The sequence below is a fragment of the Amycolatopsis sp. NPDC104863 genome, from assembly GCF_055582965.1.
On record NZ_JBVJOW010000007.1, the window covers coordinates 96,477 to 121,955 of the forward strand.

Consider the following 25,479-nt stretch of genomic DNA (forward strand, 5'->3'; position numbering starts at 1 on the left):
GAATGGGCGGACCTGTGCCGGCGGTTGCGGCGGATCGCCGGCGATGCGAACTGGTTCTCCCTGCGTCCTGAGTTCGACCTGCTCGTAGCAGAGACCAGGGCGGGAAGGGGCACGTTACCGGGCTGGCGGAGGTTCGAGGCGGAACTCACCAGGCTCTGGGCAGCGGAGCAGAACCAGACGATCCGGCACGGGGAGCCTGGAGAAGCGGCGCTCGCGGCATTTGGCGAGGAAACCCTGCACCGGTGTCCCCGAGGACGCTGCGATAGGGAGGTGTCTGCGTCCGTGGACGAGCCACCGACCTGCCTTCTGTTCGACGCGCCCATGCGGGAGGCCACCACTCGCTGAAGCGGCGCGGTGGTGGCCTCCCGGAACCCGTCAGTCTCGCTCGATGAGGTGGCCCACCACGTCCGGACCCGGGTGGGCGTGACCCGACCCATCTCGGCGGACGTCGATCTCCGGGAGCTCCACCGGATCCCCGTTGCGCGCCGCACCCGCCGGGCGCGGGCCGATCCATGCCACCCGCAGCGCCGTCTCGCCCTTCAAGAACCGCTGCGCACGGACACCGCCCGTGGCCCGGCCCTTAGCCGGGTACTCGCTGAACGGCGTCACCTTCACACTCGCGCCCGTTGACGTGATCACCAACGGCTCGCCGTGCTCGTCGTCGTCAGTGCGGATTGCGCCGAAGAAGACCGCTGAACCTGCTCCTACGTTGATGCCTGCCATGCCGCCGCCCTTCAAACCCTGGGGGCGGACCAGGGATGCCGCGTACTTCAGCAGCGACGCTTCCGACGTCACGAACGCCAGCGTTTCCGAGCCGTCGCGAAGCCACGTGGCACCGACGACTTCGTCGCCGTCCTTCAACGAGATCACCTCGAACTCGTCCGAACGGACCGGCCACTCCGGCGAGCACACCTTGACCACGCCGGCGCGGGTTCCCAGGGCCAGGCCCGGGGAGCCCGCCGCCTGGTCGCCCAGGGGCGCGATGCCGATGACCGTTTCGCCCTTCTCCAGCGGCACCAGCTCGCGAGCCGCCATACCGCCGCGCAATGAGACCGTGCCTGCCTGCTCCGGGAGGACCGGCAACGGCAGGACGTCCGTCTTGAACGCTCGCCCTCTGCTCGTCACCAGCAGGATCTGGCCGCGCGCCGTTGTGTGAACCACCGCCGCCACCGCGTCGTGCTTCACGCGGCCGTTGCGCCGGCGCGTCTCCGTCGACTCCTCCGACTCCGCCGCCGTGCGCGCCACCAGGCCCGTCGCCGACAGGATCACCTGGCACGGGTCGTCGGTGACCTCCAGCGGTCCGGACGGCTTCGACGCGGCCAGGACCTCCTTCAGGTCGCCGTCGATCAGGGCCGTGCGGCGCTCGGTCGGGAAGTCCTTCGCGATCTTCGCCAGCTCCGACGAGACCAGCTTCTTCAGCACCGACTCGTCGTCGAGGATCTTCGACAGCTCCGCGATCTCCTCGCGCAGCCGGTCCTGCTCCGACTCCAGCTCCAGGCGGTCGTACTTGGTCAGCCGGCGCAGCGGCGTGTCCAGGATGTACGTCGCCTGGATCTCCGACAGCTTGAAGCGCGTCATCAAGCCGTCCTTCGCGGCCTGCGCGTTTTCGCTTTCGCGGATGAGCTTGATGACCTTGTCGATGTTCAGCAGCGCGACCAGCAGGCCGTCGACGAGGTGCAGCCGCTCTTCACGCTTGCGGCGCCGGTACTTCGTGCGCCGCGTGACGACCTCGTAGCGGTGGCGGAGGAAGACCTCCAGCAGCTCCTTCAGACCCAGCGTCTGCGGCTGGCCGTCGACGAGCACCAGGTTGTTGATGCCGAACGACTGCTCCAACGGCGTGAGCCGGTACAGGTCCGCGAGCAGGGCCTGCGGGTTGACGCCGACCTTGCACTCGATGACCAGCCGCGTGCCGTTTTCGCGGTCGGTGAGGTCCTTGACGTCGGCGATGCCGGTGAGCCGCTTGGACTTGTTGACCTCGTCGGTGATCTTCTCGATCACCTTCTCCGGGCCGACGCCGTAGGGCAGCTCGGTGACGGTGATCGCCTGCCGCCCGCGGCTGCCTTCGAGGGGCCCGGTCTCGCAGTTCGCGCGCATCCGGACCACGCCGCGGCCGGTCTCGTAGGCGCGGCGCACCTCGTCGAGGCCCAGCAGGCTGCCGCCGGTCGGGAGGTCGGGGCCGGGGACGAACTCCATCAGCTTGTCGAGCGTCGCCGACGGGTGCGTGATCAGCCACCGCGCCGCCGCGACGACCTCGCCGAGGTTGTGCGGGATCATGTTGGTCGCCATCCCGACCGCGATCCCGGACGTGCCGTTGACCAGCAGGTTCGGGAACGCCGCGGGCAGCACGGACGGCTCTTCCAGCGAACCGTCGTAGTTCGGCCGGAAGTCGACGGTGTCCTCGCCGAGCTCGCCGACCAGCTGCATCGCCTCGGGCGACATCCGCGCTTCGGTGTACCGCGAGGCGGCCGGGCCGTCGTCGGGCGAGCCGAAGTTGCCGTGCCCGTCGATCAAGGGCACGTTCAGCGAGAAGTCCTGCGCCAGCCGGACCATCGCGTCGTAGATCGCGACGTCGCCGTGCGGGTGGTACTTGCCCATGACGTCGCCGACCACGCGCGACGACTTCACGTACGCGTGCGTCGGGCGGTAGCCGTTCTCGTTCATCGAGTACAGGATCCGGCGGTGCACCGGCTTCAGCCCGTCCCGCGCGTCCGGGAGGGCGCGCGAGTGGATGACCGAATACGCGTACTCCAGGTACGAGTCCTCGATCTCGGTCTTCAGCGAGTTGTCGAAGACGTTCGCACCGGCGGAGTCGAACGCGCTGGGATCGACCTTGGTGGTGGTGCCCTTGCGGCGTGCCACGGCAGAACTCCTTGGTAGCTACGAAAACTTAAGCGTCGATGGCGTCGCGGTCGATGCGGTCCGAAGAGGCGACCAGCCAGTTCCGCCGGGGCTCGACCTTCTCGCCCATCAGCAGCTCCAGCGCGCCCTCGGCGGCCTCGGCGTCGTCCATGGTGATCCGGCGGACCGAGCGGCTGGCCGGGTTCATCGTGGTGTCCCACAGTTCGTCGGCGTCCATCTCGCCGAGACCCTTGAACCGCGGCACCGGCGTGACGATGCTCTTGCCCGCCCGCTCCAGCTCCGCGTACTTGGTTTCCATCTCCTGCTGTGTGTACGTGAAGTGCGTTTCCGGGTTGCGGCCCTTGGTGACGAGCTTGTGCAACGGCGGCATCGCCGCGTACAGCCGGCCGTCCTCGATCACCGGGCGCATGTACTTCGCGAACAGCGTGATCAGCAGCGTGCGGATGTGCGAGCCGTCGACGTCCGCGTCCGCCATCAGGATGACGCGGCCGTAGCGCATGGTCGTCAGGTCGAACGTTCGGCCGGTGCCCGCGCCCAGGACCTGCACGATCGATGCGATCTCGGCGTTCTTCAGCGTGTCGCCCAGCGACGCCTTCTGCACGTTCAGGATCTTGCCCCGCAGCGGCAGCAGCGCCTGGTACTCGGACACGCGCGCCATGCGGGCCGACCCCAGCGCGCTGTCACCCTCGACCAGGAACAATTCGCTGCGGGAGACGCCGGTGGTGCGGCAGTCGACCAGCTTCGGCGGCATCGCCGCGCCCTCGAGCGCGGTCTTGCGCCGGGCCGCGTCCTTCTGCTGCTTCTGGGTGAGCCGGACGCGGGAGGCGTCGACCACCTTCTGCAGCACGACCTTGGCCTCGGACTTCGTCTTGCGGTCCTCGGTCCAGGCCTTCACGTGCTTGTCGACGATGCCCTGGATGACCCGGGTGATGCCGGCGGTGGACAGCTCGTCCTTGGTCTGCGACGTGAACTGCGGCTCCGGCAGCCGCACGTGCACCACGGCCGTCATGCCCTCGAGGACGTCCTCGATCGTCGGCATGTCCTCCTTGGGCTTGAGCAGCCCGCGGGTCTTGGAGATCGCGTCCTGCAACGCCTTCGCCATCGCGCGGTCGAAGCCGCGGCGGTGCGTGCCGCCGTGGACGTTGCGGATCGTGTTCGTGAAGCACTCGACCGTGCGCTCGTAGCCGGTGCCCCAGCGCAGCGCCACCTCGATCTCGGCGTGACGCTCCACATTGGACTGCATGACGCCGGCCGCGTCCGCCGCGTTCTCCTTGTACGTGCCCTCGCCGGTGATCAGCAGCGTGCCGCAGACCGGCTTTTCGCCCGACGGCGTCAGGAAGTCGACCATGTCGACCAGGCCGTGCGGGAAGTGGAAGGTCTCTTCGTTGATGGTGTCTTCGATGGCCGTGCGCAGCACGTACGTGACACCCGGGACGAGGAACGCCGTGTTGCGCAGCTTCGCGCGCACGCCTTCGACGTCGAGCGCCGCGCCGGACTCGAAGTAGCGCGAGTCGTACCAGTAGCGGATCGACGTGCCGCTGCGCTCGCCGCGCTTCATCTTGCCGACGAGGTTCAGCCCGGAGTGGCGGGTGAACTTCGCCTTCGGGCCCGGCGCGTCGAAGTTGCCGGGGATGCCGTGCTTGAACGACATCTGGTGGATTTTGCCTTCTTGCTTCACCGTGACGTCGAAGCGGTGCGACAGCGCGTTGACCGCCGAAGCGCCGACGCCGTGCAGGCCGCCGGAGGTCTTGTAGCCGGAGCCGCCGAACTTGCCGCCGGCGTGCAGCCGGGTCAGCACCAGCTCGACGCCGGACAAACCGGACTTCGCGTGGGTGCCGGTCGGGATGCCGCGGCCGTCGTCGTCGACCTGGACGCTGCCGTCGGCGTGCAGGGTGACGACGATCTTCGTGGCGTGACCGGCGACACCCTCGTCGGTCGAGTTGTCGACCACCTCGGAGAAGAGGTGGTTGATGCCCCGGCTGTCGGTGGAGCCGATGTACATCCCGGGGCGTTTGCGGACGGCTTCGAGACCCTCGAGGTGGGTGAGGTCGTCGGCCCCGTACAAGGTCTCGGCAGTCACAGGGTCGTTCTCCCGGATCGTGGCTCGCGAAAGGTGTGGTGAGGTGCGGACTCGGCCTGCACCGTACTGCAGGATATCCGCCCACCCCGACAACTTCCGCGCGTCCGTCCCCCGGTGTGGCGTGGAGCGCTCCCTAGCGGGGGTCGAAACCGAGGTCGGGCCACAGGCCCAGCAGGGCTTCGATCTTCCGCGGGACCTGGAAGCTGTTCCGGAAGTTCGGCTTCTCCCCGATCGTGGCGAGGCCCTTGCGGAGCTCGCCGAACGCCGGCCTCGCGGCCGTCTCCCGGGTCAGGAGGTAGCAGTACGTGCGACGCGGGTAGGCGAACTCGTCGACGTACGCCTGCAGCACCAGACCCGGCGGCTCGGTCCGCGACCCGACCAGGGCGCGGCCCTGTTTCTGGCTGTACACACGGATCACGTGCACGCCCGGGCGGAGCGTGCGCGGCGGGTCCTGGCCCTGGCCGTCGTCGGCCCAGAACAGCTCGACCCGGAACGGTGACTCGCCGTTCTCGCCCGGGTGGGTGTATTCGCGGGTCAGCTCTTCGAGCCGGTACTCGGCCTCGGCCGACGGCTCGCCGCCCTCGACGAGGCTGACGAGGTACAGCTCGGCCGGGCGCGGCCAGTTCGGCCGGGGGACGTCGGTGGCTTCGGCCGCTTCGGTTTCGGCCGGTGCCGCAACCGGTTCCGCGGCGGCGGGCGCCGGGACTTCCTCGGCCGGGCCGGGCGTGTCGGCGGCCGCGGCCGGCGCGGAGACGGGCGTCTCGGGTTCGGCCGGCTCCGGCTCGGCCGGGCGGACCGGCGACGCGGCCGGGGGAGCGGGCCGGACCGGCGACGGCGCGGGGGCGGCCGGGCGGACCGGGGACGGCGGCGGGGCCGGAGCGGCCGCCGGGCGGACCGGGGTCGCCGGGCGGCTCGTGACGACCGGCCGCGCGGGCGGGGCGGACCGGGTGGCCGCCGGGCGCGGCGCGGTGACCGGCTTGCCGGCGCCGTACTGCTCCAGGAGCGGCTCCAGGTCACCCGCGGTCAGCGCGGGCCCGGCGAGGTCGCACCATTCGAGCCAGGCTTCCTGGGCTTCTTCGACCGTGTGCTTCTCGTGCGAGACGGTGACCGCCTCGAACAGCTGACGCGGGCCCGCCGCGGTGACGTCGGCCGAGCCGACCACGACGAACGCCGGGTCGTCCTCGGCGATCACCAGCTTCGCGTTCAGCCCGCGCAGCGAGTGCACGAGCACGCCCGCCTTCACCCAGTGCAACAAGGCGTGCGGGCTCGTCGCGCCGGACAGCACCGTGTCCAGGCTCGCGTCCGTGATCACCGTGTCGCCGGGCTGCAACGGCAACAGCGCGGCCGCGCCGGGACCGACGTGACCGAAGGCGGCCACCAGGTTCCGGCGAGGCGCGAGCAGTGGGGTGATCGAGCCCCAGATGTCGCGGCCCGTGAGAAGTCGTACCGAACGTTCTGCCAGACCCAGCCGACCGAGCTCCGCGTCCATGCCCCTGACCTTACTGGGTACCCCCTACGGCATTGACGGCCGGAATATCTCTTGCTTGGAAGTAGTTGAACGCGCATGTAAGATGGCGGTGCGAAGGGAGCAGGTCATGCAGTTCGGAATCTTCACGGTGGGCGACGTCACGACCGATCCCACGAACGGCACCACGCCGACGGAACACGAGCGGATCAAGGCGATGGTCCGCATCGCGCTCAAGGCCGAAGAGGTCGGTCTCGACGTCTTCGCGACCGGTGAGCACCACAACCCGCCGTTCGTGCCGTCGTCCCCGACGACGATGCTCGGCCACATCGCCGCGCGGACGTCCAAGCTCATCCTCTCGACGTCGACGACGCTGATCACCACGAACGACCCGGTGAAGATCGCCGAGGACTTCGCGATGCTGCAGCACCTCGCCGACGGCCGCGTCGACCTCATGATGGGCCGCGGCAACACCGGCCCGGTCTACCCGTGGTTCGGCGAGGACATCCGCCAGGGCATCCCGCTGGCCATCGAGAAGTACGCGCTGCTGCGCCGGCTCTGGCGCGAGGACGTCGTCGACTGGCAGGGCAAGTTCCGCACGCCGCTGCAGGGCTTCACGTCCACGCCGCGCCCGCTCGACGACGTGCCGCCGTTCGTCTGGCACGGGTCGATCCGCAGCCCGGAGATCGCCGAGCAGGCCGCGTTCTACGGCGACGGCTTCTTCGCCAACCACATCTTCTGGCCGAAGGAGCACTTCCAGCAGCTGATCGCCTTCTACCGCGAGCGCTTCGAGCACTACGGGCACGGCCAGGCCGACCAGGCCATCGTCGGCCTCGGCGGGCAGGCGTTCATCCGGCCGAAGTCGCAGGACGCGTGGAACGAGTTCCGGCCGTACTTCGACAACGCGCCGGTGTACGGGCACGGCCCGACGCTGGAGGAGTTCACCGACCAGACGCCGCTGACCGTCGGCAGCCCGCAGGAGGTCATCGACAAGACGCTGACCTTCCGCGAGCACTTCGGCGACTACCAGCGCCAGCTGTTCCTGATGGACCACGCCGGCCTGCCGCTGAAGACCGTGCTGGAGCAGCTCGACCTGCTCGGCGAAGAGGTCGTCCCGGTGCTGCGCAAGGAGCTCAACGCGCTGCGCCCGGCGCACGTGCCGGACGCGCCGACCCACGAATCCCTGAAGGCCGCGACGCTCGTCGGGAGTGAGGCATGAAGCTCGCAGTGGTGACGGCCGGGCTGTCCGTGCCGTCCTCGACCCGGCTGCTGGCCGACCGGCTGGCCGCGGCGACCGTCGCCGCGGCCGGGTCGCCGGTCTCCGTCGACGTCGTGGAGCTGCGGGACATCGCGCTCGACGTCACGAAGAACCTGCTGACCGGCTTCCCGAGCCCGGAGCTGCGGGCCGCCATCGAGACGGTGACCGGCGCGGACGCGCTGATCGTCGTGACGCCGGTGTTCACCGCCGGGTACAGCGGCCTGTTCAAGTCCTTCTTCGACGTGCTCGACGCGGACTCGCTGGCCGGCAAGCCGGTGCTGCTCGGCGCGACCGGTGGCACCGAACGCCACTCGCTGGTGCTCGACTACCAGCTGCGGCCGCTGTTCGGGTACCTGAAGGCGGACCCGGTCGCGACGGGCGTGTACGCGGCTTCGTCGGACTGGGGCAGCGGAGAAGGCGCGTTGCAGCGGCGGATCGAGAAGGCCGGCGCCGAGCTGGCTTCGCTCGCCGCCGGACGGCCGGCCCTGCCCGCCGAGCCGGACTTCGTGCCCTTCGACCGGCTCCTGGCGGAAGTGTCCACTCAGGACCGGTAGTGCACCCGGTAGCTCAGGTGCGTGACGCCGTCACCGGCGACGACCTCGACCCGCTCCAGCACGGCGCGGCCGGGGTCGAAGTCTTCGAAGTAGCGGACGCCCTCTCGGAGGAACACGGGCACGAGGTCGATCTTCAGCTCGTCGAGCAGGCCGAGCTCGAGGCACTGCCGGGCGATCGACGGGCCGGAGACGCCGACGTTGCCGTCCCCGGCCGCCTTCGCCTGTTCGATCGCGCTGCGGACGTCCGAGACGAACGTGAAGGGCGCCAGGTTCGCCTTCGGCCAGTCGTTCGGCGGTGGGCGATGGGTGACGACGAACGCCCGGCCGCCGCCGGGCGGGTTGCCGCCCCAGCCGTGGGTGTAGTCGAAGACGGTGCGGCCGCAGACGAACGCGCTGTGCGCGGCTTGGTCCAGGTGCCGCTTCAGGTAGCCCGCGCTGGCGGGGGCGACGTGGAAGGTGATCGGGTAGCCGACCATCGGCACCTCGACGTCGCCGCCTTCGTACCAGTCGAACAGCGGCCCGACGCTGTTGTCGGGTCGCGCGACGAACCCGTCCAGGGACATGCAGAAACTGGCGACGACCGTCATGCCAGCACCGCGTCGAGGCGCTCGTGGGACTCCGTGATGCCTTTGCTCATGCCGCTTTCGACGGCCGCGTCGCGGGCTTCGACGGACGGGAAGACCGAGCGGCCCTCGATCCGCGTGCGGCCACCGAGGTCGACCAGGGTCATCGACTCGAGCGTGACCTCGCCGGGCGCGCCCTCGAACTCGAAGGTCTGGATGATCCGGTCCGCGCTCACCGTGTGGAAGACGCCGCGGAAGCGGTACTCGCCGCGGTCGTCGCGGTGGACGTAGTGGTAGCCGCCGCCCGAGCGGGCGTCGAACTCCAGGATCTCCATCTCCATGCCGTGCGGGCCCAGCCAGCGGACGACCAGCTCCGGGTCGGTGTGGGCGCGGAACACGGCGGCCGGCGACGCGGCGAACTCGCGCGTCACCTCGATGAACGGGGTGCCGGGCCGGGCGGTGATCGTGGTGCTCATTCGGGTTCCTCCAGGGCTTCCAGGACGGCGTCGAGCCGTCGGTAGCTGCGTTCGGTGGCCAGCCGGTAGGTGTCGATCCAGCCGGTGAGGGCTTCCAGCGCGGCCGGCACGAGGTGGCACGGCCGGCGCTGGCCGTCGCGGCTGCGCGTGATCAGCCCGGCCTGCTCCAGGACCTGGATGTGCCGGGAGATCGCCTGCTTGGTGATGGCGAAGGGCTCGGCCAGCTCATTGACCGTCGCTTCCCCGCGGGACAGCCGCGCGACGATCGCCCGGCGGACCGGGTCGCCGAGCGCGGTGAACGCCCGGTCCATCGCCGCCTCGTCAACCGTCATCTTTATCAACCAATCTCTTTATCAACTGATGTGTTGACTATGGCAGTGCGGCCCGCCGCCGTCAACAACCTGCCGAAAGTAGGGGGTGCCCGACGTCGTCCGGCAGCGGCGGCCGACCCCCGGAGATCCTTACTTTTACCCGCATGACCAGGCTCTTCCTCGTGCTCGCGGCCCTGCTGCTGGGCACCGCGACGCCCGCCGCCGCCGCGGCCCCGGCACCCGACGTCGACGGATACGTCCGCGCCTACCTCGACCACACCGGCCTGCCCGGCGCCGCTGTCGCGATCACCCACGGCGCCGACGTCGTCCGCGTCGCGGGATACGGCGCGGTCAGCGCGTCGACACCGCTGCCGATCGCGTCGCTGAGCAAGTCCATGACGGCGTTCGCGGTGCTCCAGCTCGTCGAGGCCGGTCGTGTCGGGCTGGACGACCCCGTCACGCGTTACCTGCCGGAGTTCCGGCTCGCCGATCCGCGCGCCGCCCGGATCACCGTCCGGATGCTCCTCGACCAGACGTCCGGGATGGCCGACTCGGCGTTCCCCGACCTCCGGCTCGCCCAGCCGCACACCCTCGCGGAAGCGGTCGAGCGCCTGCGTGACGCGCCGCTGGCGAGCGAGCCCGGCGCAGAATTCCACTACCACAACCCGAACTACGAGGTCGCCGCCCGGATCGTCGAGGTCGTCGCCGGGCAGCCGTTCGCCGGCTACCTGAGGACCCGGCTGTTCGCGCCGCTCGGGATGACGTCGAGCACCACCGTGGACACCCCGCCGGCCGGGACCACCGGGTACGTCCGGGCGTTCGGGTTCGAGGTCCCGGTGTCCGAACCGGACTGGTTCACCGGCGGCAGCCACGGCGTCCTGAGCACCGCCGGTGACCTGGCCCGGTGGCTGCTCGCGCAGCGTGACGGCGGCGGTGTGCTGTCCCCGGCGTCGGTCCGGGCGGCGCACACCGCGGCGCCCGGGCGCGACTACGCGCTGGGCTGGAGCGTCCGCGACGGCCGCGCGTCGCACACGGGCGAGTGGTTCAGCCACACCGCCGCGCAGATCCTGCTTCCGGACGGGTACGGCATCGCGGTGACGACGACCATGGGGATGGCGCTCGACAACGAGGCCGAGGTGCTGGCCCGGGGCCTCGCCGACCTGGTCGAGGGCGGTGCGCCGGAGCCCGCGCTGCCCGCCGGGGTGATCGCGGACCGGGTGCTCGCCGCGCTCGCGCTGCTCGCGGTGGGACTCGCCGTCCTCGGCGTCCGGCGGGCCGGTCGGAAGCCTCGCTGGTGGCGGATCGTGCCGCCGTTGCTGCCGCTCGTCCCGCTCGTGTTCCTGCCGCAGCTGCTCGGGGTGGTGTTCGCCGGCCGGCGGGGTACCTACAGCCAGGTGCTCTACGTCTGGCCGGGGCTCGTGGCCGCGCTCGGCGTGGTCGCGCTGGCGGGCCTGACCGTCGCGGCGGCGCGGGTCCGGGTGCTCGCGAGTGGCACGCGGCGCCGTAACCAGGAAGAATCGGGCGAAACGAGGGGAGACGCCCAGTGGGCATCGGCAAACAGGCGAAGCGGATCCTGATCACCGTGGCGGGCGCGGTCCTGCTGCTGGTCGGGGTGGCGCTGCTCGTGCTGCCCGGCCCCGGGCTGCTGCTGGTGCTCGCCGGGCTGCTGCTGCTCGCGTCGGAGTTCCCGGCGCTCGAGAAGTACGTCGACCCGGTGCGCGACCGGGCGATGAAGGCGGCCGAGGACAGCGTCTCGTCCCCGCTGCGGATCGCGGGCTCGGTGCTGGCCGGGCTGGCGCTGCTGGCCGCGGGGATCGTCTGGGGCACGGTGAAGTCCCTGCCGTTCGCAGGCTGGAGCACCGGGTCGAGCCTGATCCTGTCGTCGGTGATCCTCTTCGCGCTGCTGATCTGGAGCTATCGCCGGGTCAAGTCGCGCCGGGCGGAGCCCGCCGCTCCCCAGAACTGAACGGTAACTGTGCTGGTCATTACCAATCCGACCACAGGCACGGCCGAATGGCCCTCGTGGCAACGGTTGCCTGCCGCTCGAGGGGCGGCCTGCTTTGGGCCGGATTGGTAATCTCGGCGCCATGAGCGCCGGATTCCAGCGCGCCCGCCGTCCCGAGCAGGTCGAAGCGCGGCGCACCGCGATCCTCGCCGCCGCGCGGGAGCTGCTCGCGGAGCGGCCGGTCGCCGAGATCAGCCTGCGTGAGCTGGCGTGCCACGTCGGGCTCGCGAAGTCCAACGTGCTCCGCTACTTCGACAGCCGCGAGGCGGTCTTCCTCGAGGTCCTCGACGGCGAGTGGACGGACTGGCTCGACCACCTCGACGGCGCTTTCGGCGAGCCGGTGGACCACGAGCGGGTCGCGGCCACCATCGCCGGGACGCTCGCCGGGCGAAGGCTGCTGTGCGAACTGGTCAGCTCGATGGCCCCGGTGCTGGAGCGCAACATCTCGCTGGGGTTCGCCCGCGACTTCAAGCGCCGTGCGGCGGCGAACACCGGACGGCTCGCCACGCTGGTCCGCAAGCAGGTGCCGGAGCTGTCGGACGACGCCGCCGCGCACTTCGCGCTCGCGGTCGTTGTGCTGGTGTCCGGGGCCTGGCCGCTGGCCAACCCCACGGACGTGGTGGCGGCGGCCGCAGCCGAGCTGGGCGGCGTGCCGTCGTTCGCGGACGGGCTGACCGAAGGCCTCACGAACCTGCTGGCCGGGCTCGTCGCGCGGCGGCGGTGACGATGTCGGTGTTCTCGAGAACGGCCTTCTCGTACCCGTTCTCGGCGACCTCCAGCATCGCCAGGCCGATCTCCTGGTTGGTCGTGACGAAGCCGGGGAACAGCCGCCGCAGCACCGGGTACAGCGGCATCGCGACGCGGTAGAGCGTGCGGTACAGCGTGGTCTTCGACGTGATCCCGTGCATCGGCTGGATGTAGCCGGGCCGGAAGGAGAACGTCCTGAGCGGCAGCTTCGCCAGCGCGTTCTCCGTGGCGCCCTTGACCCGCGCCCAGCGGACGCGGCCGCGTTCGCTGCTGTCGGTGCCCTGGCCCGAGACGTACCCGAACGTGGTGCCCGCCGGCAGCTTCCCGGCCACCGAAAGGGTGAGCTGGTAGGTGATCCGCTCGTACTCCTCCGGTTTCATGCCCACCGAAGACACCCCGAGGCAGAAGAAGCACACGTCGTACCCGGTGATCGGCTCGAGCGCGAAGAGGTCCTTCTCGACGACCTCGGTGAGCTTCGGGTCGGTGACCCCGAGCGGCGTCCGGCCGACCGCGAGCACCGCTTCGACCCGCTGGTCGAGCAGGCATTCCCGGAGCACGCCTTGCCCGACCATGCCGGTCGCGCCGAACAGGATCACCCGCACGAGCCCACCTCAGTCCGCGGTCACCGGCAGCAGTCCCCGCTCGCCGAAGACCTTCTTGGCCGTGAAGGTCGCGTTCAGCGCCTTCGGGAATCCACAGTAGACGGCCGAGTGCAGGAGCGCTTCGACGATCTCCGCCGGGGTGAGCCCGACGTTGAGCGACGCGTTGACGTGCACCTCCAGCTGCGGCTCGCACCCGCCGAGCGCGGTGAGCATGCCGAGGGTGACCAGCTGCCGGTCGCGGGGCGCCAGCCCGGGCCGGGCGTAGATCTCGCCGAAGCCCCACGAGACGACGGCCTCGGCCAGCGCGGGGGAGACGTCGGCGAGGTTGTCGAGCACACGCTGCCCGCTGTCGCCGTCGATTTCGGTCAGGGTCTTGAGGCCGAGTTCGAAGCGCTCGTCGGTCATTTCGGGTTCCTTTCCCCAGTTCGTCGTGGCCGGAACCGACGCTAGGGGCTGGAGTGCGCTCCAGGACAACCGTGACGGCCACCACGTCCGGTGGCCGTCACGGCGCCCGGTGTCAGATCGCCAGCGAGGTTCCCCGGGCCGACGACCCGGTGTTCACGTAGACGGAGAAGCTGGTTCCGGTCTCCTCCGTGCGGGTGCCCGCCGTGTTCGTGCTCCACAGCCGAAGCCGCAGGTACGAACCGCTCGGCTGGTCGGCCGGCACGTCGAAGCCGATCGCCGCCGTGCCGTCCGGACCCGGGGCCACCGTCGTCTCCGGACCCGAGCCGACCGCGTACCCGTAGGACGCGAGGTTCGCCTGCACAGGCGTCAGGGTGCACTGGATGTGCTGCCCGGGCGCCACGGACCAGCCGGTGGCGTCACACTCGAACCGCGGCGCCGAGTAGTTGACGTAGAACGTGTAGCCACCCTGCTCGGACACCGAGCCGTCGGCGAACTTCGTGGTCACCCGGACACCGTTGATGTAGGGCACCGTCGGCGCGAAGACGACGCTCGCGGTGCCGTCCGGCCCCGCGGCCACTGTCCCCGAGGGACCGTCGTCGAAGGCGTACGTGTAGCTGACCGCGCCCGGCACGGGCGAGGAGAACACGAACGTGCCCGGGCTGCCGACCGCGCCGGTCATGTCGCCGCCCTCCGGGTACTCCGCGCTCGTCACCTTCGGCTTGTTCGAAGCGACCGAAACGCTCACGCCACCCCAGCCGGAGTTCTGGCCCGAAGCGGTGGTGGTGTAGCCGTAGAGCGAGCCCGAGAACGACGTCGTCGGCGTGATCGTGACGGTCGCGGTGCCGTCCGCGCCGAGCGGCACGGTGACCCACTCGCCGTCGTTCCAGTGGTAGGTGAACGAAACGGACCCGGGCAGCACGGCGTGGGCCCGGAACTGCGCGGGCAGGCCCTGGGTCGGGTTCGCGGTCAGCGACTCGACCTCCGGCTCGCCCGGCTCGGCGAAGACCGCTTCGGTGCTCTCCGACGTCAGGTAGCCGGTGGCGAGCTTGGCCTGCACGGACAACTGGACGTAGGTGAGCTGCGGATCGGTCGGGGTGACCTGCACGGTCGCCGTCCCGTCGGGGCCGGCGGCCACGGTGTCCTCCGCCTGGTCGCCCAGGTGGTAGACGTACGCCGTGACCGGGGTGCTGCCGACGGGCGTGAACGTGCACGTCCGCGCCACCCCGACGAAGTCGTCGAACGGCGCGCAAGTGACCCCGGGCTGGTTGGAAGCCACCCAGAACCGGTAGCCGGCCGAGGGCGACTGGTTGCCCGCCGCGTCGACCGACACCGCGCCGATGCTCACCGGCCCGCTGCTGCGGGGCGCGTACCGGACGGTCGCCTTGCCGCCCTTGCGGTCGGCGGCGACGTACCCGCCGTCCCACTGGAAGCCGACGACGTCCTTGTCCCCCTTGGCGTCGAACACGAACGTGCCCGGCACGCCGGTGCCGCCGGTGCCCGGGTACTCGTAGACGTAGTCGGGCGAGGTGATCACCGGGGCCGCCGCGGGCGGGGTGAAGTCCGTGGTGAACTTGCAGGTCCCGCTCCACGGTCCCCAGACACCCTGGTAGTCCTTGCCCCGCGCCTGCCAGACGTAGGTGACGCCTTCGGTGAGGAACGAGTCCGCGTCGGTCCAGATCTCGCCGTTGAAGCCGGCGCCCATGTTGCCGACCGTCTTGCGCTGGTCCGGCGCGTCGGCGGGCCAGAACGCGAACTCCCCGTTGATGATCGAGTCGTCGCCGTCGGGCACGGTGGCGCTCAGGTGCGCCTGGCGCGAGACCACGAGCGGTTTCGCCGTGCACGCCTGGTAGTTGACGGTGAGCCCGGACGGCTTGCCCGGCACCTTGTCGAAGGTGAGCCCGAGCACCGCCTTCGGGTCGTACTCCCGGCCGAGCGCCAGGTCGTTCTGCTGGTTGTCAGGCAGCCGCACGACGAACGTCGCCGTGGTGCGGCCGGCGTCGAGCGCGGCCTGGATCGCCGCGGTGACCGTCCACGTCACCTTCGGCGACGGGCACGAGGAGTCGATGTACGGGCCGGTGGCCTTGACGAGCTCCGCCGGCTGGTTGTTCCAGGTCGGCTTCTTCGCCGGGTCGGTCAGCCAGACCTCGGTCGACCGCGGGTGGGAGCAGTCGGTGACGGCGGTTTCGCCGATGCTCACGTACGCGCGCTCGAGCGGGTTGCCCTTCAACGCGGAGATGTCGAAGGTGAAGTAGGACTTGGACACGTGGTTCGTGCCGCCGGCGTAGACGTGCGCGCCGACCGGCGCGTTCCCGCGCGGGTTGACGAAACTCGCCTTCGGCGCGGCCGAATCGACGTAGGCCCACGACGAGGCCGCGGTCTCGGTGACCGTCTGCGCCGAGGCCGGGCTCGCGGTGAGTACCGCGGCGCCGGCCGCGACCAGCGCCGTGACGAGTGTGAGGACGCCCGCTCTGGCGGGCCGGAACGATCTTCGAGAGCCCAAAAGGCTCACCCCCTGTGCGTGTGCACCCGGTGGCCGCGGACTACGGCCATACCGCTATCGCACACGCACAGGGGGTGTTACCGGTTGCCTTTACTTCCCGCTGGAGTACAACGCGGTCACGTCCGCGTCGGACAACGCCCGGTCGTAGACGTGGACCTGGTCGACCGCGCCGTTGAGGTAGTCGACCGGGCCGCCGCCGTACTTGCCACGGCCGATCACCGTGTGGCCGGTGGACGGGTCACCGAGGCAGACGCTCTTCGTGGCGGCCAATTGGCCGTCCACATAGAGCTTGAGCGTGCCCGCGGCCGCGTCGCGGACGCCAACCACGTGGTACCAGCGGTTCGCTTCCGGAGCCGTGGGCGCCAGCGCCCGCGTGCCCACGAAGCTCATCGCGAGCCGGTGGTCCGCGCCCGAGTACTGCAGGAAGAACGCGCTGTTGCTGTCGCCGTCCTGGCTGACGATCGTCTGGAAGCCGTCACCGACGGCGGTGAACTTGACCCACGCCGCCGCGCTGTAGCTGCCTTCGGTGTTCACCAGGGTCGCGTTCGTGTCGGCGAACTGGCCGGAACCGTTGACCGCCAAGGCCGAACCGCTCTTGCCCTCGGTCCAGGACGCGCCGCCGACGAGTGTCGCGTCGTGGTCGCCGACGGAGTCCGCGGCCGTCGTGCCGGTGTTCTCGTCGAACCCGTACGCCGCGATGCCGTCGATCCCCGGCGTTCCCGCGGGCACCGAAGGCCCGGCCACCGGCTTTCCGGTGGCGCCCTTGATGACCGCCTCGTTGGCCGCGCGGACCGCCGCGAAGTCCATCTTCTTCACCTGCCGGTCGTAGGTGAAGAAGCCGTTGACCTCCTTCTCGACGTCGGTGGTCTGCGTGTAGACGCCCGCCGAGACACCGCACCGCTGGGCGACCAGCAGCAGGCGCTGCTGGAGCTCGCCGTAGCGCCGGGTCAGCGTCGCGCTGTCGGGCTCCATCTCGTAGGCGAAGCTGCCCGCCGGGTCGAACTCGTGCCCGGCGACCTTCAGGCCGAGGCCGCCGTACTCGCCGTCGACGGCCGCGCGGGTTCCGGTCTGCACCGGCGTTCCCGGCCCGGTGTAGGTGTGGTCGTCGTAGATGTCACCTTTGCCGCTGTCCGGTTCGGACCGGCAGCAGTTGACGCCGGACTCGGCGTTGACCAGCCGCGAGGGATCCCACGACTTGACCTCGTCGGCGATCCGGCCGACCTCGTAGTCACCCCAGCCCTCGTTGAACGGCACCCACGTGACGATCGACGGGAAGCTGCGGTGCTGGTCGATCATCCGGTGCATCTCGGACTCGTAGTTGACGCGCGACGCGGGCGTCGGCTCGACGTCGTCCTTCATCGCCGGCATGTCCTGCCAGACCATCAGGCCCAGCTTGTCGGCGTAGTAGTACCAGCGGTCCGGCTCGACCTTGATGTGCTTGCGCACCATGTTGAAGCCGAGCGCCTTCTCCTGCTGCAGGTCGAACTTCAGGGCGGCGTCGGTCGGCGCGGTGTAGATGCCGTCCGGCCAGAAGCCCTGGTCGAGCGGGCCGACCTGCATGACAAACTTGCCGTTGAGCAGCATCCGCTGCTTGCCGTCGGCGGTCTTGCCGACGCTGATCGACCGGAGGCCGAAGTACGAGCCGACCTCGTCCCCTCCTGCCAGGCGCACGCGCAGGTCGTACAGGAACGGGTCGTCCGGCGACCACAGGTGCGGCCGGTCCACCTTGAGCTTCAACGGCTTGTTCGCGTCGCCGGACACGCGCCCGACCGGGCGGCCGTGGTCGTAGGCGATCGCTTCGACGCGCTGCTTGACCGGGCCGCCGACCACGGCGTTCACCGTGACCGAGCCCCTCGCGACGTCCGGCGTCACGTCGAGGCGGTCGATGTGCGCGGACGCCACCGGCTCCATCCAGACGGTCTGCCAGATGCCGGACGACGGGGTGTAGAAGATGCCGTCACCGGGCTGGCGCTGCTTGCCGATCGGCTGCCCGCCCTGGTCGTTCGGGTCGGCGACGCCGACGACGATCTCCTGCGCCTTCTTGGTCGTCAGCGCGTCGGTGACGTCGACGGACCACGCGTCGTACCCGCCGGTGTGGCGGCCGACGGTCTTGCCGTTGACGATGACGGTGGCGTCGTAGTCGACGGCCTGGAAGTGCAGCTGCAGCCGCTGTCCCTTGCCGATCTGCCAGTTCTTCGGCACCTCGAACGTGCGGCGGTACCACATGTTCGTCTCGTGCCGCATGATCCCGGACAGCGCGGACTCGACCGGGTAGGGCACGAGGATCCGCTCGCCGAGCGTCTTCCCGACCGGCGCGGCCTCACCCGGCGTCGCCTTGGCGAACTCCCAGACGCCGTTGAGGTTCTGCCAGTTGTCGCGGGTCAGCTGCGGCCGCGGGTAGTCGGGGAGGGCGTTCGTGGGGGAGACGTCCTTGGTCCAAGGCGTCGACAGCGGTGGGGTGAGCCGCTGCCACTGGGGCGCGTCGGCGGCACTCGCGGCGGGCACGGTGCCGAGGCCGGCCACCGCGACGGCGAACGCCGCGGCCGCGGTCAGCCATCTCCGGGTTTTTCGGGCAGGGCGGAACATCGTTGAACCTCCTGGTAGGGGACAGGGGTCAGCGGGTTCGGGAGCGCGCCAAGAGGCGCTGGATCACCACGACGACGAGCAGGAAGGCCCCGCTCACCACCGTCTGGTAGTTGGAGTCGAGGGTGCCGATCTGGTTGATGACGTTCTGGATGAGCGTGCGCAGCAGCACGCCGACGAGCGTGCCGATGATCGTGCCGGCGCCGCCGGTGAGCAGCGTGCCGCCGATGACGACGACCGAGATCGCGTCCAGCTCGGTGCCGACGCCGATCACGGTGACGCCGGACTGCAGGTACGCGGCGGTGAGGATGCCGGCGAACCCGGCGAGCGCGCCGCTGAGCGTGTAGAGGCTGATCTTGGTGCGGGCCACCGGAAGGCCCATCAGCATCGCGGAGTTCTCCGCGCCGCCGATCGCGAACACCGACTGGCCGAACCGGGTGCGGCGCAGGAGAAGGCCGCCGAGGGCGAACAGGATCAGGGTGATGTAGACCGGGACGCCGATGCCGAAGATCGTGCCCTGGCCGAGCCAGAGGAACGCCGAGCCGGGCTCGACCTTGTACGTCGTCGAGCCTTCCGACGTCAGGGCGAGCAGGAGCCCCCTGGCGAACAGCAGCGTCGCCAGCGTCACGATGAACGGCGCCATCCCGGTGCGGGCGATGAGCAGGCCGTTGACCAGCCCGATCGCCGAGCACACCGCCAGCGGCAGCAGGATCGCGACGACGAACCCGTACTGCGCGCCGTACGCGGCGAGGACCCCGCCGAGCGCGTAGTTCGAGCCGACCGAGAGGTCGATGCCGCCGGAGATGATCACGAACGTCATGCCGAGCGCGATCACCGCGAGGAACGAGCCCTGCAGCACGAGGTTGCGCAGGTTGTCCGGGGAGCCGAAGTGCGGGAACGCGAACCACGACGCGAAGATGCCGAGCACGAGGACGACGGCCGCGCCCTGGCGCTGCAGCACCCCGGCGAAGGCCGCGTTGCGGGCCTGGGTCTGGGTCGCCGTCATTTGCTGCTCCGCTCGCGTGCGACGTAGACCGCCACGACGATGATGGCCGCCTGGACCATCTGCGCGGTGGAGTCCGGCAGGTTGTGCTTGATCAGGGTGGCCTGGACGAGCTGCATGAGCAGCGCGCCGAAGACGGTGCCGAGCACGCGGACCCGGCCGCCGGTCAGCGGGGTGCCGCCGACGACGACCGCGGTGATCGCGGACAGCTCCATGAGCAGGCCGACGTCGCTCGGGTCGCTGGCGGCCAGCCGCGACGTCGCCAGCACGCCGGCCACCGCGGCCAGTGCCCCGGAGATGACGTAGACGCTGATGAGCACCCGTTTCACCGGCAGGCCGGCCAGGCTGCTGGCGGCGCGGTTGCCGCCGACCGCGACCAGGTGCCGGCCGAACGTCGTGCGCTGCACGACCAGCCCGGCCAGCACCGCGAGCACACCCGCGACGATGACCATGATCGGCACGCCGAGGAAGTCCCCGGTGCCCAGCTCCAGGAAGTCCTGGTTGTGCAGCTGGACGAGCTGGCCGTGGGCGATCACGAGCGCGAGCCCGCGCCCGCCCACCAGCAGCGCCAGCGTCGCGATGATCGGCTGGATCCCGAGGTAGGCCACCAGGTAGCCGCTGAAGAGGCCGGACACGATGCCCGCGATCACCGCGACGATGACGGCCATCAGCGGCCCGGCGCCGAGGTAGAGCGGGATGAGCGCGGCGGCGATCGACATCACCGAGCCGACCGACAGGTCGATGCCCTCGGTGCCGATCACCAGCGCCATGCCGAGCGCGACGATGCAGACCGGCGCGGCCTGCACCAGCTGGGTGCGGAAGTTGGCCGCGGACAGGAAGTTCTCGGTGAACAGGACGTTGAACAGCAGCAGCACGACGACGGCCAGGTAGACGCCGTAGTTCTGCAGCCACGCGGTGACTTTCGCGCGGTCGGGGGTTCGGGTCAGGGTGGCGCTAGACATCGTTGTCACCCTCAGCTGCGATAGCGGTCAGGACGTTCTCCTCGGTGATGCCCTCGCCGGTCAGCTCCCCGACGACCGAGCCGTCACGCAGCACGACCACGCGGTCGGAGCCGTCGATCAGCTCCTCCAGCTCGGACGAGATGAGCAGCACGCCGAGGCCTTCCTGCGCGAGCTCGTCGATCAGCGCCTGCACTTCGGCCTTGGCGCCGACGTCGATGCCGCGCGTGGGCTCGTCGAGCAGCAGGATTTTCGGGCCGGTGGCGAGCCAGCGGGCGAGCAGCACCTTCTGCTGGTTACCGCCGGACAGCTCGGACACCTTCTGCTCCGGGCTCGACGCCTTGATCCGCAGGCGGTCCATGAAGATCTTGACCACCTTGTCCTGCTTGGCCTTGCTGACCAGGCCGAACGGCGAGAGTGTCGGCAGCGCGGCGAGCACGATGTTCTCGCGGACCGACAGGTTCGGGATGATCCCGTCGGTCTTGCGGTCCTCGGCCAGCAGCGCGATCCCGGCCCGCATGGCCGCGGCGATCTTGCCTTTCTTCAGCGGTTTCCCCGCGAGCAGCACGCTTCCGCCGTCCAGCGGGAAGGCGCCGACGATGGCCCGCGCCGTTTCGCTGCGGCCCGAGCCGAGCAGGCCGGCGAGGCCGACGACCTCGCCGGGCCGGATGCTCACCGAGACGTCGTGCAGCCGCCGCATGCCGCTCAGGTGCTCCGCCCGGAGCAGCGGCTCGCGTTCGACGTCGTGTTCCTCGCCGAACGCCGTGACACCTTCCTCGCGGATCTGCTTGATCTCCCGGCCGAGCATCTTGGACACCAGCTCGATGCGCGGCAGGTCCTTCAACGGTCCACTGTGGACGACCCGGCCGTCGCGCAGCACGGTGACGCTCTGGCAGACCCGGTACAGCTCGTCCATCCGGTGGCTGACGTAGATGATCGCGATGCCCTCGCCGTGCAGGCGGTTCAGCACCTCGAAGAGCGTCTCGACCTCACGCGGCTCGAGCGACGACGTCGGTTCGTCCATGATGACGACCTTGGCGTCGGTCGAGACCGCGCGGGCGAGCGCGACCATCTGCTGGGCGCCGACCGCCAGCGTGTGCAGCGGGCGCTTGACGTCGTCGTGGATGCCGTAGCCCTTGAGCAGCTCGCGGGCGTCGGCGTGCATCTTCGACCAGTCGACCAGCCCCGCCCTGGTCCGCGGCTCGCGGCCGAGGAAGACGTTGCCGGCGATGCTCATCAGGGGGACGAGGTTGACCTCCTGGTAGATCGTGGAGATCCCGGCCCGCTGCGCGTCGATCGGCTGCTTGAACGTGACGGGCGCGCCGAGGTGGCGCACCTCGCCCTCGTCCGGCTGGTAGACGCCGGTGAGCACCTTGATCAGCGTGGACTTCCCGGCGCCGTTCTCGCCGACCAGCGCGTGGACCTCGCCGGGCCGCAGCGCGAAGCTGACGTCGTCGAGCGCGAGGGTGCCGGGGAACCGCTTGGTCACCCCGGCCACCTCGAGCACCGGTGCGGTCGTCATGGCGACGTCCTCTTCGGTGGCTGCCGTCATCAGTACGCGTTCCCGACCTTCTGCGCGGCGTTGGTCTCGTCGTACTGGTCGTCGGTGATCACGATGCTGGCCGGAATGGCTTCGCCGCTCTCGAACTTCTGCAGCGTCTGGAAGGCCAGCGGGCCGAAGCGCGGGTTGGACTCGATCACGGCGTTGTAGCTGCCGTCGGCGATGAGCTGCACGGCGTTGCGGGTGCCGTCGACCGAGACGATCTTGACGTCCTTGCCCGGCGCCTTGCCGGCGGTCTTGAGCGCGTTCACCGCGCCGACGCCCATTTCGTCGTTTTCGGCGTAGACGGCGGTGATGTCCGGGTGGCTCTGGATGAGCTGCTCCATCACGGACTGGCCCTTGGACCGGTCGAACTCGCCGGTCTGCTCGACGACCACGGACAGGCCGGGCGTCTTCGCGAGCTCGTCCTTGAAGCCCTGGGTGCGGTCGGTGGTCACGTTGTTGCCCGAGGAGCCGAGCAGGATGGCGACCTTGCCGTTGCCGCCCGTGGCCTTCGCCATGGCCTGCGCGGCGCGCTTGCCCTGCTCGACGAAGTTCGAGCCGATGAAGGTCAGGTAGTCGGTGCAGGCCTGCGACGTCACCTTGCGGTCGATGGTGACGACCGGGACCTTCTTGGCCTTCGCCGCGTCGAGCGCGGGCTGGAGGCCGTCGGAGTTCAGCGGCGCGACGACGAGCAGTTGGGCGCCCCGGTCGAGCATCGACTTGATGTCGCTGATCTGCTTGTTCAGGTCGCTCTGGGCGTTGGTGACGAGCAGCTTGTCACTCGCGATGCCGAGCTTGGCGGCTTCGTCGCGAATGGACTGCGTCTCGGCGATCCGGAAGGGGTTGGCTTCCTTTTCGGACTGGGAGAAACCGACCACCGCGGTTTTCAGGTCGACCTTGGCGTAACCGGTCTTGTCGAGCGTGCAGCCGTCGGCGCTGGGGGCGACGGACTGCGCGGACGCGGCCGGCCCGCTCCCGTTCGAGGGGGCGGCGGGCGTCTCCTCACGGGAGGTGCAGGAGGTGAGGGTGAGCGCGGCGGCGGCCGCGGTGACCAGGACCAGGCGGGGACGGGTGGACAGCGGCACGGTGACTCCTCGGGCAGCGACGGTGGGGCCCGCTCACCGGGGTGATCGGAGTCACCGCGGGAGCCTTGAGGTACTTTTTACATCGTTGGAACAACGTTGTAAACCGGCAAAATGTCGCTATGCTTCGTGCTCACCACCGGAGAAGGAGCCGCCCGTGACCGTGACGCTCAAAGACGTCGCCACGCTCGCCGGAGTGTCGGTGAAGACGGTGTCGAACGTGGTCAACGGCTACGCCTTCGTGAAGCCGGAAAACCGGCGGCGCGTCGAGGAAGCCCTGGCGGCGACCGGGTACCGGCCCAACGTCGGCGCGCGCAACCTGCGCCGCGGCCGCACCGGGTTCCTGGCGCTGATGGTGCCGGAGCTGTCGATCCCGTACTTCGGCGAGCTGGCGGGGCTGGTCATCACGGCGGCGCAGCAGCGCGGCTGGAGCGTCCTGATCGAACAGACGCAGGGCACGCGCCAGCGCGAGCGGGCGACACTGTCGTCACTCGGCCCGCACCTGGTCGACGGGGCATTGGTGCACCCGGAAGCCCTGGAGGCGGCGGACTTCCCGTCCCCGGGCGAGATCCCGCTGGTGATGCTGGGCGAGCACGCGGTCGACGTCCCGATCGACCACGTGGCGATCGACAACGTCCTGGCGGCACACACGGCGGTGTCCCATCTGACGTCGCTGGGCCGCCGCCGGATAGCGGCGATCGGCCGCAACCCGGCCCGCGGGACGTCTTCCCAGCGTCTGGCGGGGTACCGGTCGGCGTTGTCCGAGGCGGGACTGTCCTATTCGGACGAGCTGGTGGCGCCGGCGGAGAAGTGGCACCGCTCGGTGGGCGCGGCGGCGATGCGGTCGCTGCTCGCTTTGGACTCGCCACCGGACGCGGTGTTCTGCTTCAACGACCTCCTGGCGATCGGCGCCCTACGAGCGGTGGCGGAGCTGGGCCTGCGGGTCCCGGAGGACGTGGCGATCGTGGGCTTCGACAACAACGAAGAGAGCGCGTTCTCCCTCCCGGCGTTGACCACGATCGCCCCGGACAAAACAGCGTTGGCCGAGGCGGCGATCGACCTGGTCCACCGGCGGATCACGGGGGACAAGACCCTGCCGGCGCAGGACATCCAGACTCCGTTCGCGCTGGAGATCCGGGAGAGCACCAAGGGCCGCTAAGCCCTCCCACAGCCGTCCCCAGCCGGACGACACACGCACTCAGCCGGACGACTCGCGTACCTGGATGGACGACTCGAGCTGGCTGCGGTCGTCCGCCGTGTCGTCCGGGCAGGTACGCGTGTCGTCCAGTGGGGTACGCGTGTCGTCCGGCTGGGTACCGGTCAGCGGGAGGGCCAGTGCCAGGAAGGGCGGTCCAGGCGTCCCTGGCCGACCAGCTTTGTCTCCCCGGCCTCCTTCTCCAGCTCCAACTCCCCGACCTCCGCGACTTCAGCGAGAGCCCGCGTCAGCAGCGAAGCGTGGGAAACCACCACCACCTGGGTCTCCTTCGCCGCGGTAGCGATCAAAACCGCCAACGCCGGCAGCAGATCCGGGTGCAACGACGTCTCCGGCTCGTTCAACACCAGCAGCTCCGGCGGCCGCGGAGTCAGCAAAGCTGCCACCCACAGCAGAAACCGCAACGTCCCGTCCGACAGCTCCGCCGCGGAAAGCGGACGCAGCAACCCGTGCTGATGAAAACGGAGCGACAACAGACCATCCGAAGAGACGACCTCCACCCGCGACCTCGGAAAAGCCGCGTCCACCAGCGAAGCCAGATCCGAAGCCCGGCCGATCTCCATGATCGTCTGCAACGCCGCCGCCAAATCGGCGCCGTCCTGGGACAGGACGACCGTGCGGGTTCCCACCACCGACCGGCGGGCCGGGGCCAGCGCATCCGTGCGGAAGTGGTCGTAGAAGCGCCACGACCGGATCCGCTCCCGCAGCACCAGCAGCTCCGGGCACGCCCGCGGGTCGGAAAACTCGCTCAGCATGCTGTCCGTCAGCCGGATGGGGAACGTCTCGGCGCCCCAGCCGCCCGACGCCACGCGCGTGCGGACCGAAGGGCCCGCCCGGTCCGCCAGCAGCGACGCCGGCCGGAGGACCGGGCCCGCCCACACCGCCTCGCGCTTGAACTCCGGGTCGAGGTTGAACATCGTCTCGCCCGGCACCGGGAGCCCCAGGTCGAGGGCGTAGCCGAACTCGTCACCCGCGAAGCCGAGCCGGAGCCCGACCGCCTTCGTGCGCACCGTGCCCTGGACCCGCGCGCCCGGGCGGGCGCCGTTCTCCGGGCCCGCCCACAGCGTTGACGGCAGGCCGCCTTCGCGCGCCAGGGCCGCCACCGCGCCGTTGCGGGACGCGTCCGCCAGCAGCCGCAGGGCCCGGTACAGGCTCGACTTGCCGCTGCCGTTCGGCCCGGTGACGACGGTCAGCGCGGACAGCGGCAGCACCAGGTCGCGCAGTGAGCGGTAGTTCCCGACGGCCAGCGTGGTCAGCATGCCCCGAACCTA

Annotated in this window: 21 protein-coding genes; 6 read left to right on the forward strand and 15 right to left on the reverse strand. The window is 70.2% G+C overall.

Features of this window, described 5'->3' with window-relative positions:
• Positions 1–375: 375 nt before the first annotated feature.
• The 3 genes from ACZ63J_RS34010 to ACZ63J_RS34020 form a co-directional block, all read right to left on the reverse strand.
• On the reverse strand, positions 376–2,859 hold the full coding sequence (locus ACZ63J_RS34010) for a DNA gyrase/topoisomerase IV subunit A (RefSeq protein ID WP_465338517.1): 2,484 nt from the start codon (positions 2,857–2,859) through the stop codon (positions 376–378).
• Positions 2,860–2,887: 28 nt separating this feature from the next.
• The gene (locus ACZ63J_RS34015) at positions 2,888–4,939 is read right to left on the reverse strand and encodes a DNA gyrase/topoisomerase IV subunit B (RefSeq protein WP_465398852.1); all 2,052 of its coding nucleotides are present in this window, start codon (positions 4,937–4,939) and stop codon (positions 2,888–2,890) included.
• Positions 4,940–5,072: 133 nt separating this feature from the next.
• Complete coding sequence (locus ACZ63J_RS34020) at positions 5,073–6,428, reverse strand: phospholipase D-like domain-containing protein (RefSeq protein WP_465398853.1); 1,356 nt, start codon at positions 6,426–6,428, stop codon at positions 5,073–5,075.
• Positions 6,429–6,534: 106 nt separating this feature from the next.
• Here ACZ63J_RS34020 and ACZ63J_RS34025 point away from each other — a divergent pair, with 106 nt between their 5' ends.
• The gene (locus ACZ63J_RS34025) at positions 6,535–7,623 is read left to right on the forward strand and encodes an LLM class flavin-dependent oxidoreductase (protein ID WP_465398854.1); all 1,089 of its coding nucleotides are present in this window, start codon (positions 6,535–6,537) and stop codon (positions 7,621–7,623) included.
• Positions 7,620–8,216 (forward strand): FMN reductase, encoded by a 597-nt coding sequence (locus ACZ63J_RS34030; RefSeq protein ID WP_465398855.1) that lies wholly within the window; start codon positions 7,620–7,622, stop codon positions 8,214–8,216. The genes ACZ63J_RS34025 and ACZ63J_RS34030 overlap by 4 nt, the downstream gene beginning before the upstream one ends.
• Here ACZ63J_RS34030 and ACZ63J_RS34035 read toward each other — a convergent pair.
• Genes ACZ63J_RS34035 through ACZ63J_RS34045 form a run of 3 tightly spaced genes read right to left on the reverse strand, consistent with a single transcriptional unit; the run spans position 8,204 to position 9,587 of the window.
• Entirely contained in the window at positions 8,204–8,803 is a 600-nt protein-coding gene (locus ACZ63J_RS34035) for a dihydrofolate reductase family protein (protein WP_465398856.1), read from the reverse strand. The two genes, ACZ63J_RS34030 and ACZ63J_RS34035, sit on opposite strands and share 13 nt — an antisense overlap.
• The gene (locus ACZ63J_RS34040) at positions 8,800–9,255 is read right to left on the reverse strand and encodes an SRPBCC family protein (RefSeq protein WP_465398857.1); all 456 of its coding nucleotides are present in this window, start codon (positions 9,253–9,255) and stop codon (positions 8,800–8,802) included. Before ACZ63J_RS34040 ends, ACZ63J_RS34035 begins: the two co-directional genes overlap by 4 nt.
• A complete protein-coding gene (locus tag ACZ63J_RS34045; RefSeq protein ID WP_465398858.1) occupies positions 9,252–9,587 on the reverse strand; it encodes an ArsR/SmtB family transcription factor in 336 nt (111 codons plus the stop codon). Before ACZ63J_RS34045 ends, ACZ63J_RS34040 begins: the two co-directional genes overlap by 4 nt.
• 143 nt (positions 9,588–9,730) lie before the next feature.
• Here ACZ63J_RS34045 and ACZ63J_RS34050 point away from each other — a divergent pair, with 143 nt between their 5' ends.
• From ACZ63J_RS34050 to ACZ63J_RS34060, 3 genes are all read left to right on the forward strand, one after another.
• Positions 9,731–11,143 carry a serine hydrolase domain-containing protein gene (locus ACZ63J_RS34050; RefSeq protein WP_465398859.1) on the forward strand — a complete coding sequence of 471 codons (1,413 nt, stop codon included), beginning with the start codon at positions 9,731–9,733 and terminating at the stop codon, positions 11,141–11,143.
• Positions 11,110–11,532 carry a PGPGW domain-containing protein gene (locus ACZ63J_RS34055; RefSeq protein WP_465398860.1) on the forward strand — a complete coding sequence of 141 codons (423 nt, stop codon included), beginning with the start codon at positions 11,110–11,112 and terminating at the stop codon, positions 11,530–11,532. Before ACZ63J_RS34050 ends, ACZ63J_RS34055 begins: the two co-directional genes overlap by 34 nt.
• A gap of 121 nt (positions 11,533–11,653) precedes the next feature.
• Positions 11,654–12,295 (forward strand): TetR/AcrR family transcriptional regulator, encoded by a 642-nt coding sequence (locus tag ACZ63J_RS34060; RefSeq protein ID WP_465398861.1) that lies wholly within the window; start codon positions 11,654–11,656, stop codon positions 12,293–12,295.
• Here ACZ63J_RS34060 and ACZ63J_RS34065 read toward each other — a convergent pair.
• The 8 genes from ACZ63J_RS34065 to ACZ63J_RS34100 form a co-directional block, all read right to left on the reverse strand.
• On the reverse strand, positions 12,255–12,920 hold the full coding sequence (locus ACZ63J_RS34065; protein ID WP_465398862.1) for a Rossmann-fold NAD(P)-binding domain-containing protein: 666 nt from the start codon (positions 12,918–12,920) through the stop codon (positions 12,255–12,257). The two genes, ACZ63J_RS34060 and ACZ63J_RS34065, sit on opposite strands and share 41 nt — an antisense overlap.
• 9 nt (positions 12,921–12,929) lie before the next feature.
• Positions 12,930–13,325: a carboxymuconolactone decarboxylase family protein gene (locus ACZ63J_RS34070; protein ID WP_465338505.1), complete on the reverse strand. Its 396-nt coding sequence runs from the start codon at positions 13,323–13,325 to the stop codon at positions 12,930–12,932.
• A 112-nt stretch (positions 13,326–13,437) separates the two neighbouring features.
• Positions 13,438–15,825 (reverse strand): DNRLRE domain-containing protein, encoded by a 2,388-nt coding sequence (locus ACZ63J_RS34075; RefSeq protein WP_465398863.1) that lies wholly within the window; start codon positions 15,823–15,825, stop codon positions 13,438–13,440.
• Positions 15,826–15,915: 90 nt separating this feature from the next.
• Positions 15,916–18,411, reverse strand: coding sequence for a LamG-like jellyroll fold domain-containing protein (locus ACZ63J_RS34080; protein ID WP_465398864.1), 2,496 nt, complete (start codon positions 18,409–18,411; stop codon positions 15,916–15,918).
• Positions 18,412–18,439: 28 nt separating this feature from the next.
• The gene (locus tag ACZ63J_RS34085; protein ID WP_465338502.1) at positions 18,440–19,414 is read right to left on the reverse strand and encodes an ABC transporter permease; all 975 of its coding nucleotides are present in this window, start codon (positions 19,412–19,414) and stop codon (positions 18,440–18,442) included.
• Positions 19,411–20,373, reverse strand: coding sequence for an ABC transporter permease (locus tag ACZ63J_RS34090; RefSeq protein WP_465398865.1), 963 nt, complete (start codon positions 20,371–20,373; stop codon positions 19,411–19,413). Before ACZ63J_RS34090 ends, ACZ63J_RS34085 begins: the two co-directional genes overlap by 4 nt.
• A complete protein-coding gene (locus ACZ63J_RS34095) occupies positions 20,366–21,922 on the reverse strand; it encodes a sugar ABC transporter ATP-binding protein (RefSeq protein WP_465398866.1) in 1,557 nt (518 codons plus the stop codon). Before ACZ63J_RS34095 ends, ACZ63J_RS34090 begins: the two co-directional genes overlap by 8 nt.
• Positions 21,922–22,998 (reverse strand): ABC transporter substrate-binding protein, encoded by a 1,077-nt coding sequence (locus ACZ63J_RS34100; protein WP_465398867.1) that lies wholly within the window; start codon positions 22,996–22,998, stop codon positions 21,922–21,924. The genes ACZ63J_RS34095 and ACZ63J_RS34100 overlap by 1 nt, the downstream gene beginning before the upstream one ends.
• A gap of 154 nt (positions 22,999–23,152) precedes the next feature.
• Here ACZ63J_RS34100 and ACZ63J_RS34105 point away from each other — a divergent pair, with 154 nt between their 5' ends.
• Positions 23,153–24,154: a LacI family DNA-binding transcriptional regulator gene (locus ACZ63J_RS34105; protein ID WP_465398868.1), complete on the forward strand. Its 1,002-nt coding sequence runs from the start codon at positions 23,153–23,155 to the stop codon at positions 24,152–24,154.
• Positions 24,155–24,315: 161 nt separating this feature from the next.
• On the opposite strand, the gene ACZ63J_RS34110 is transcribed toward ACZ63J_RS34105, so the two are convergent.
• Positions 24,316–25,467, reverse strand: coding sequence for an AAA family ATPase (locus ACZ63J_RS34110; protein ID WP_465398869.1), 1,152 nt, complete (start codon positions 25,465–25,467; stop codon positions 24,316–24,318).
• Positions 25,468–25,479: the final 12 nt, after the last annotated feature.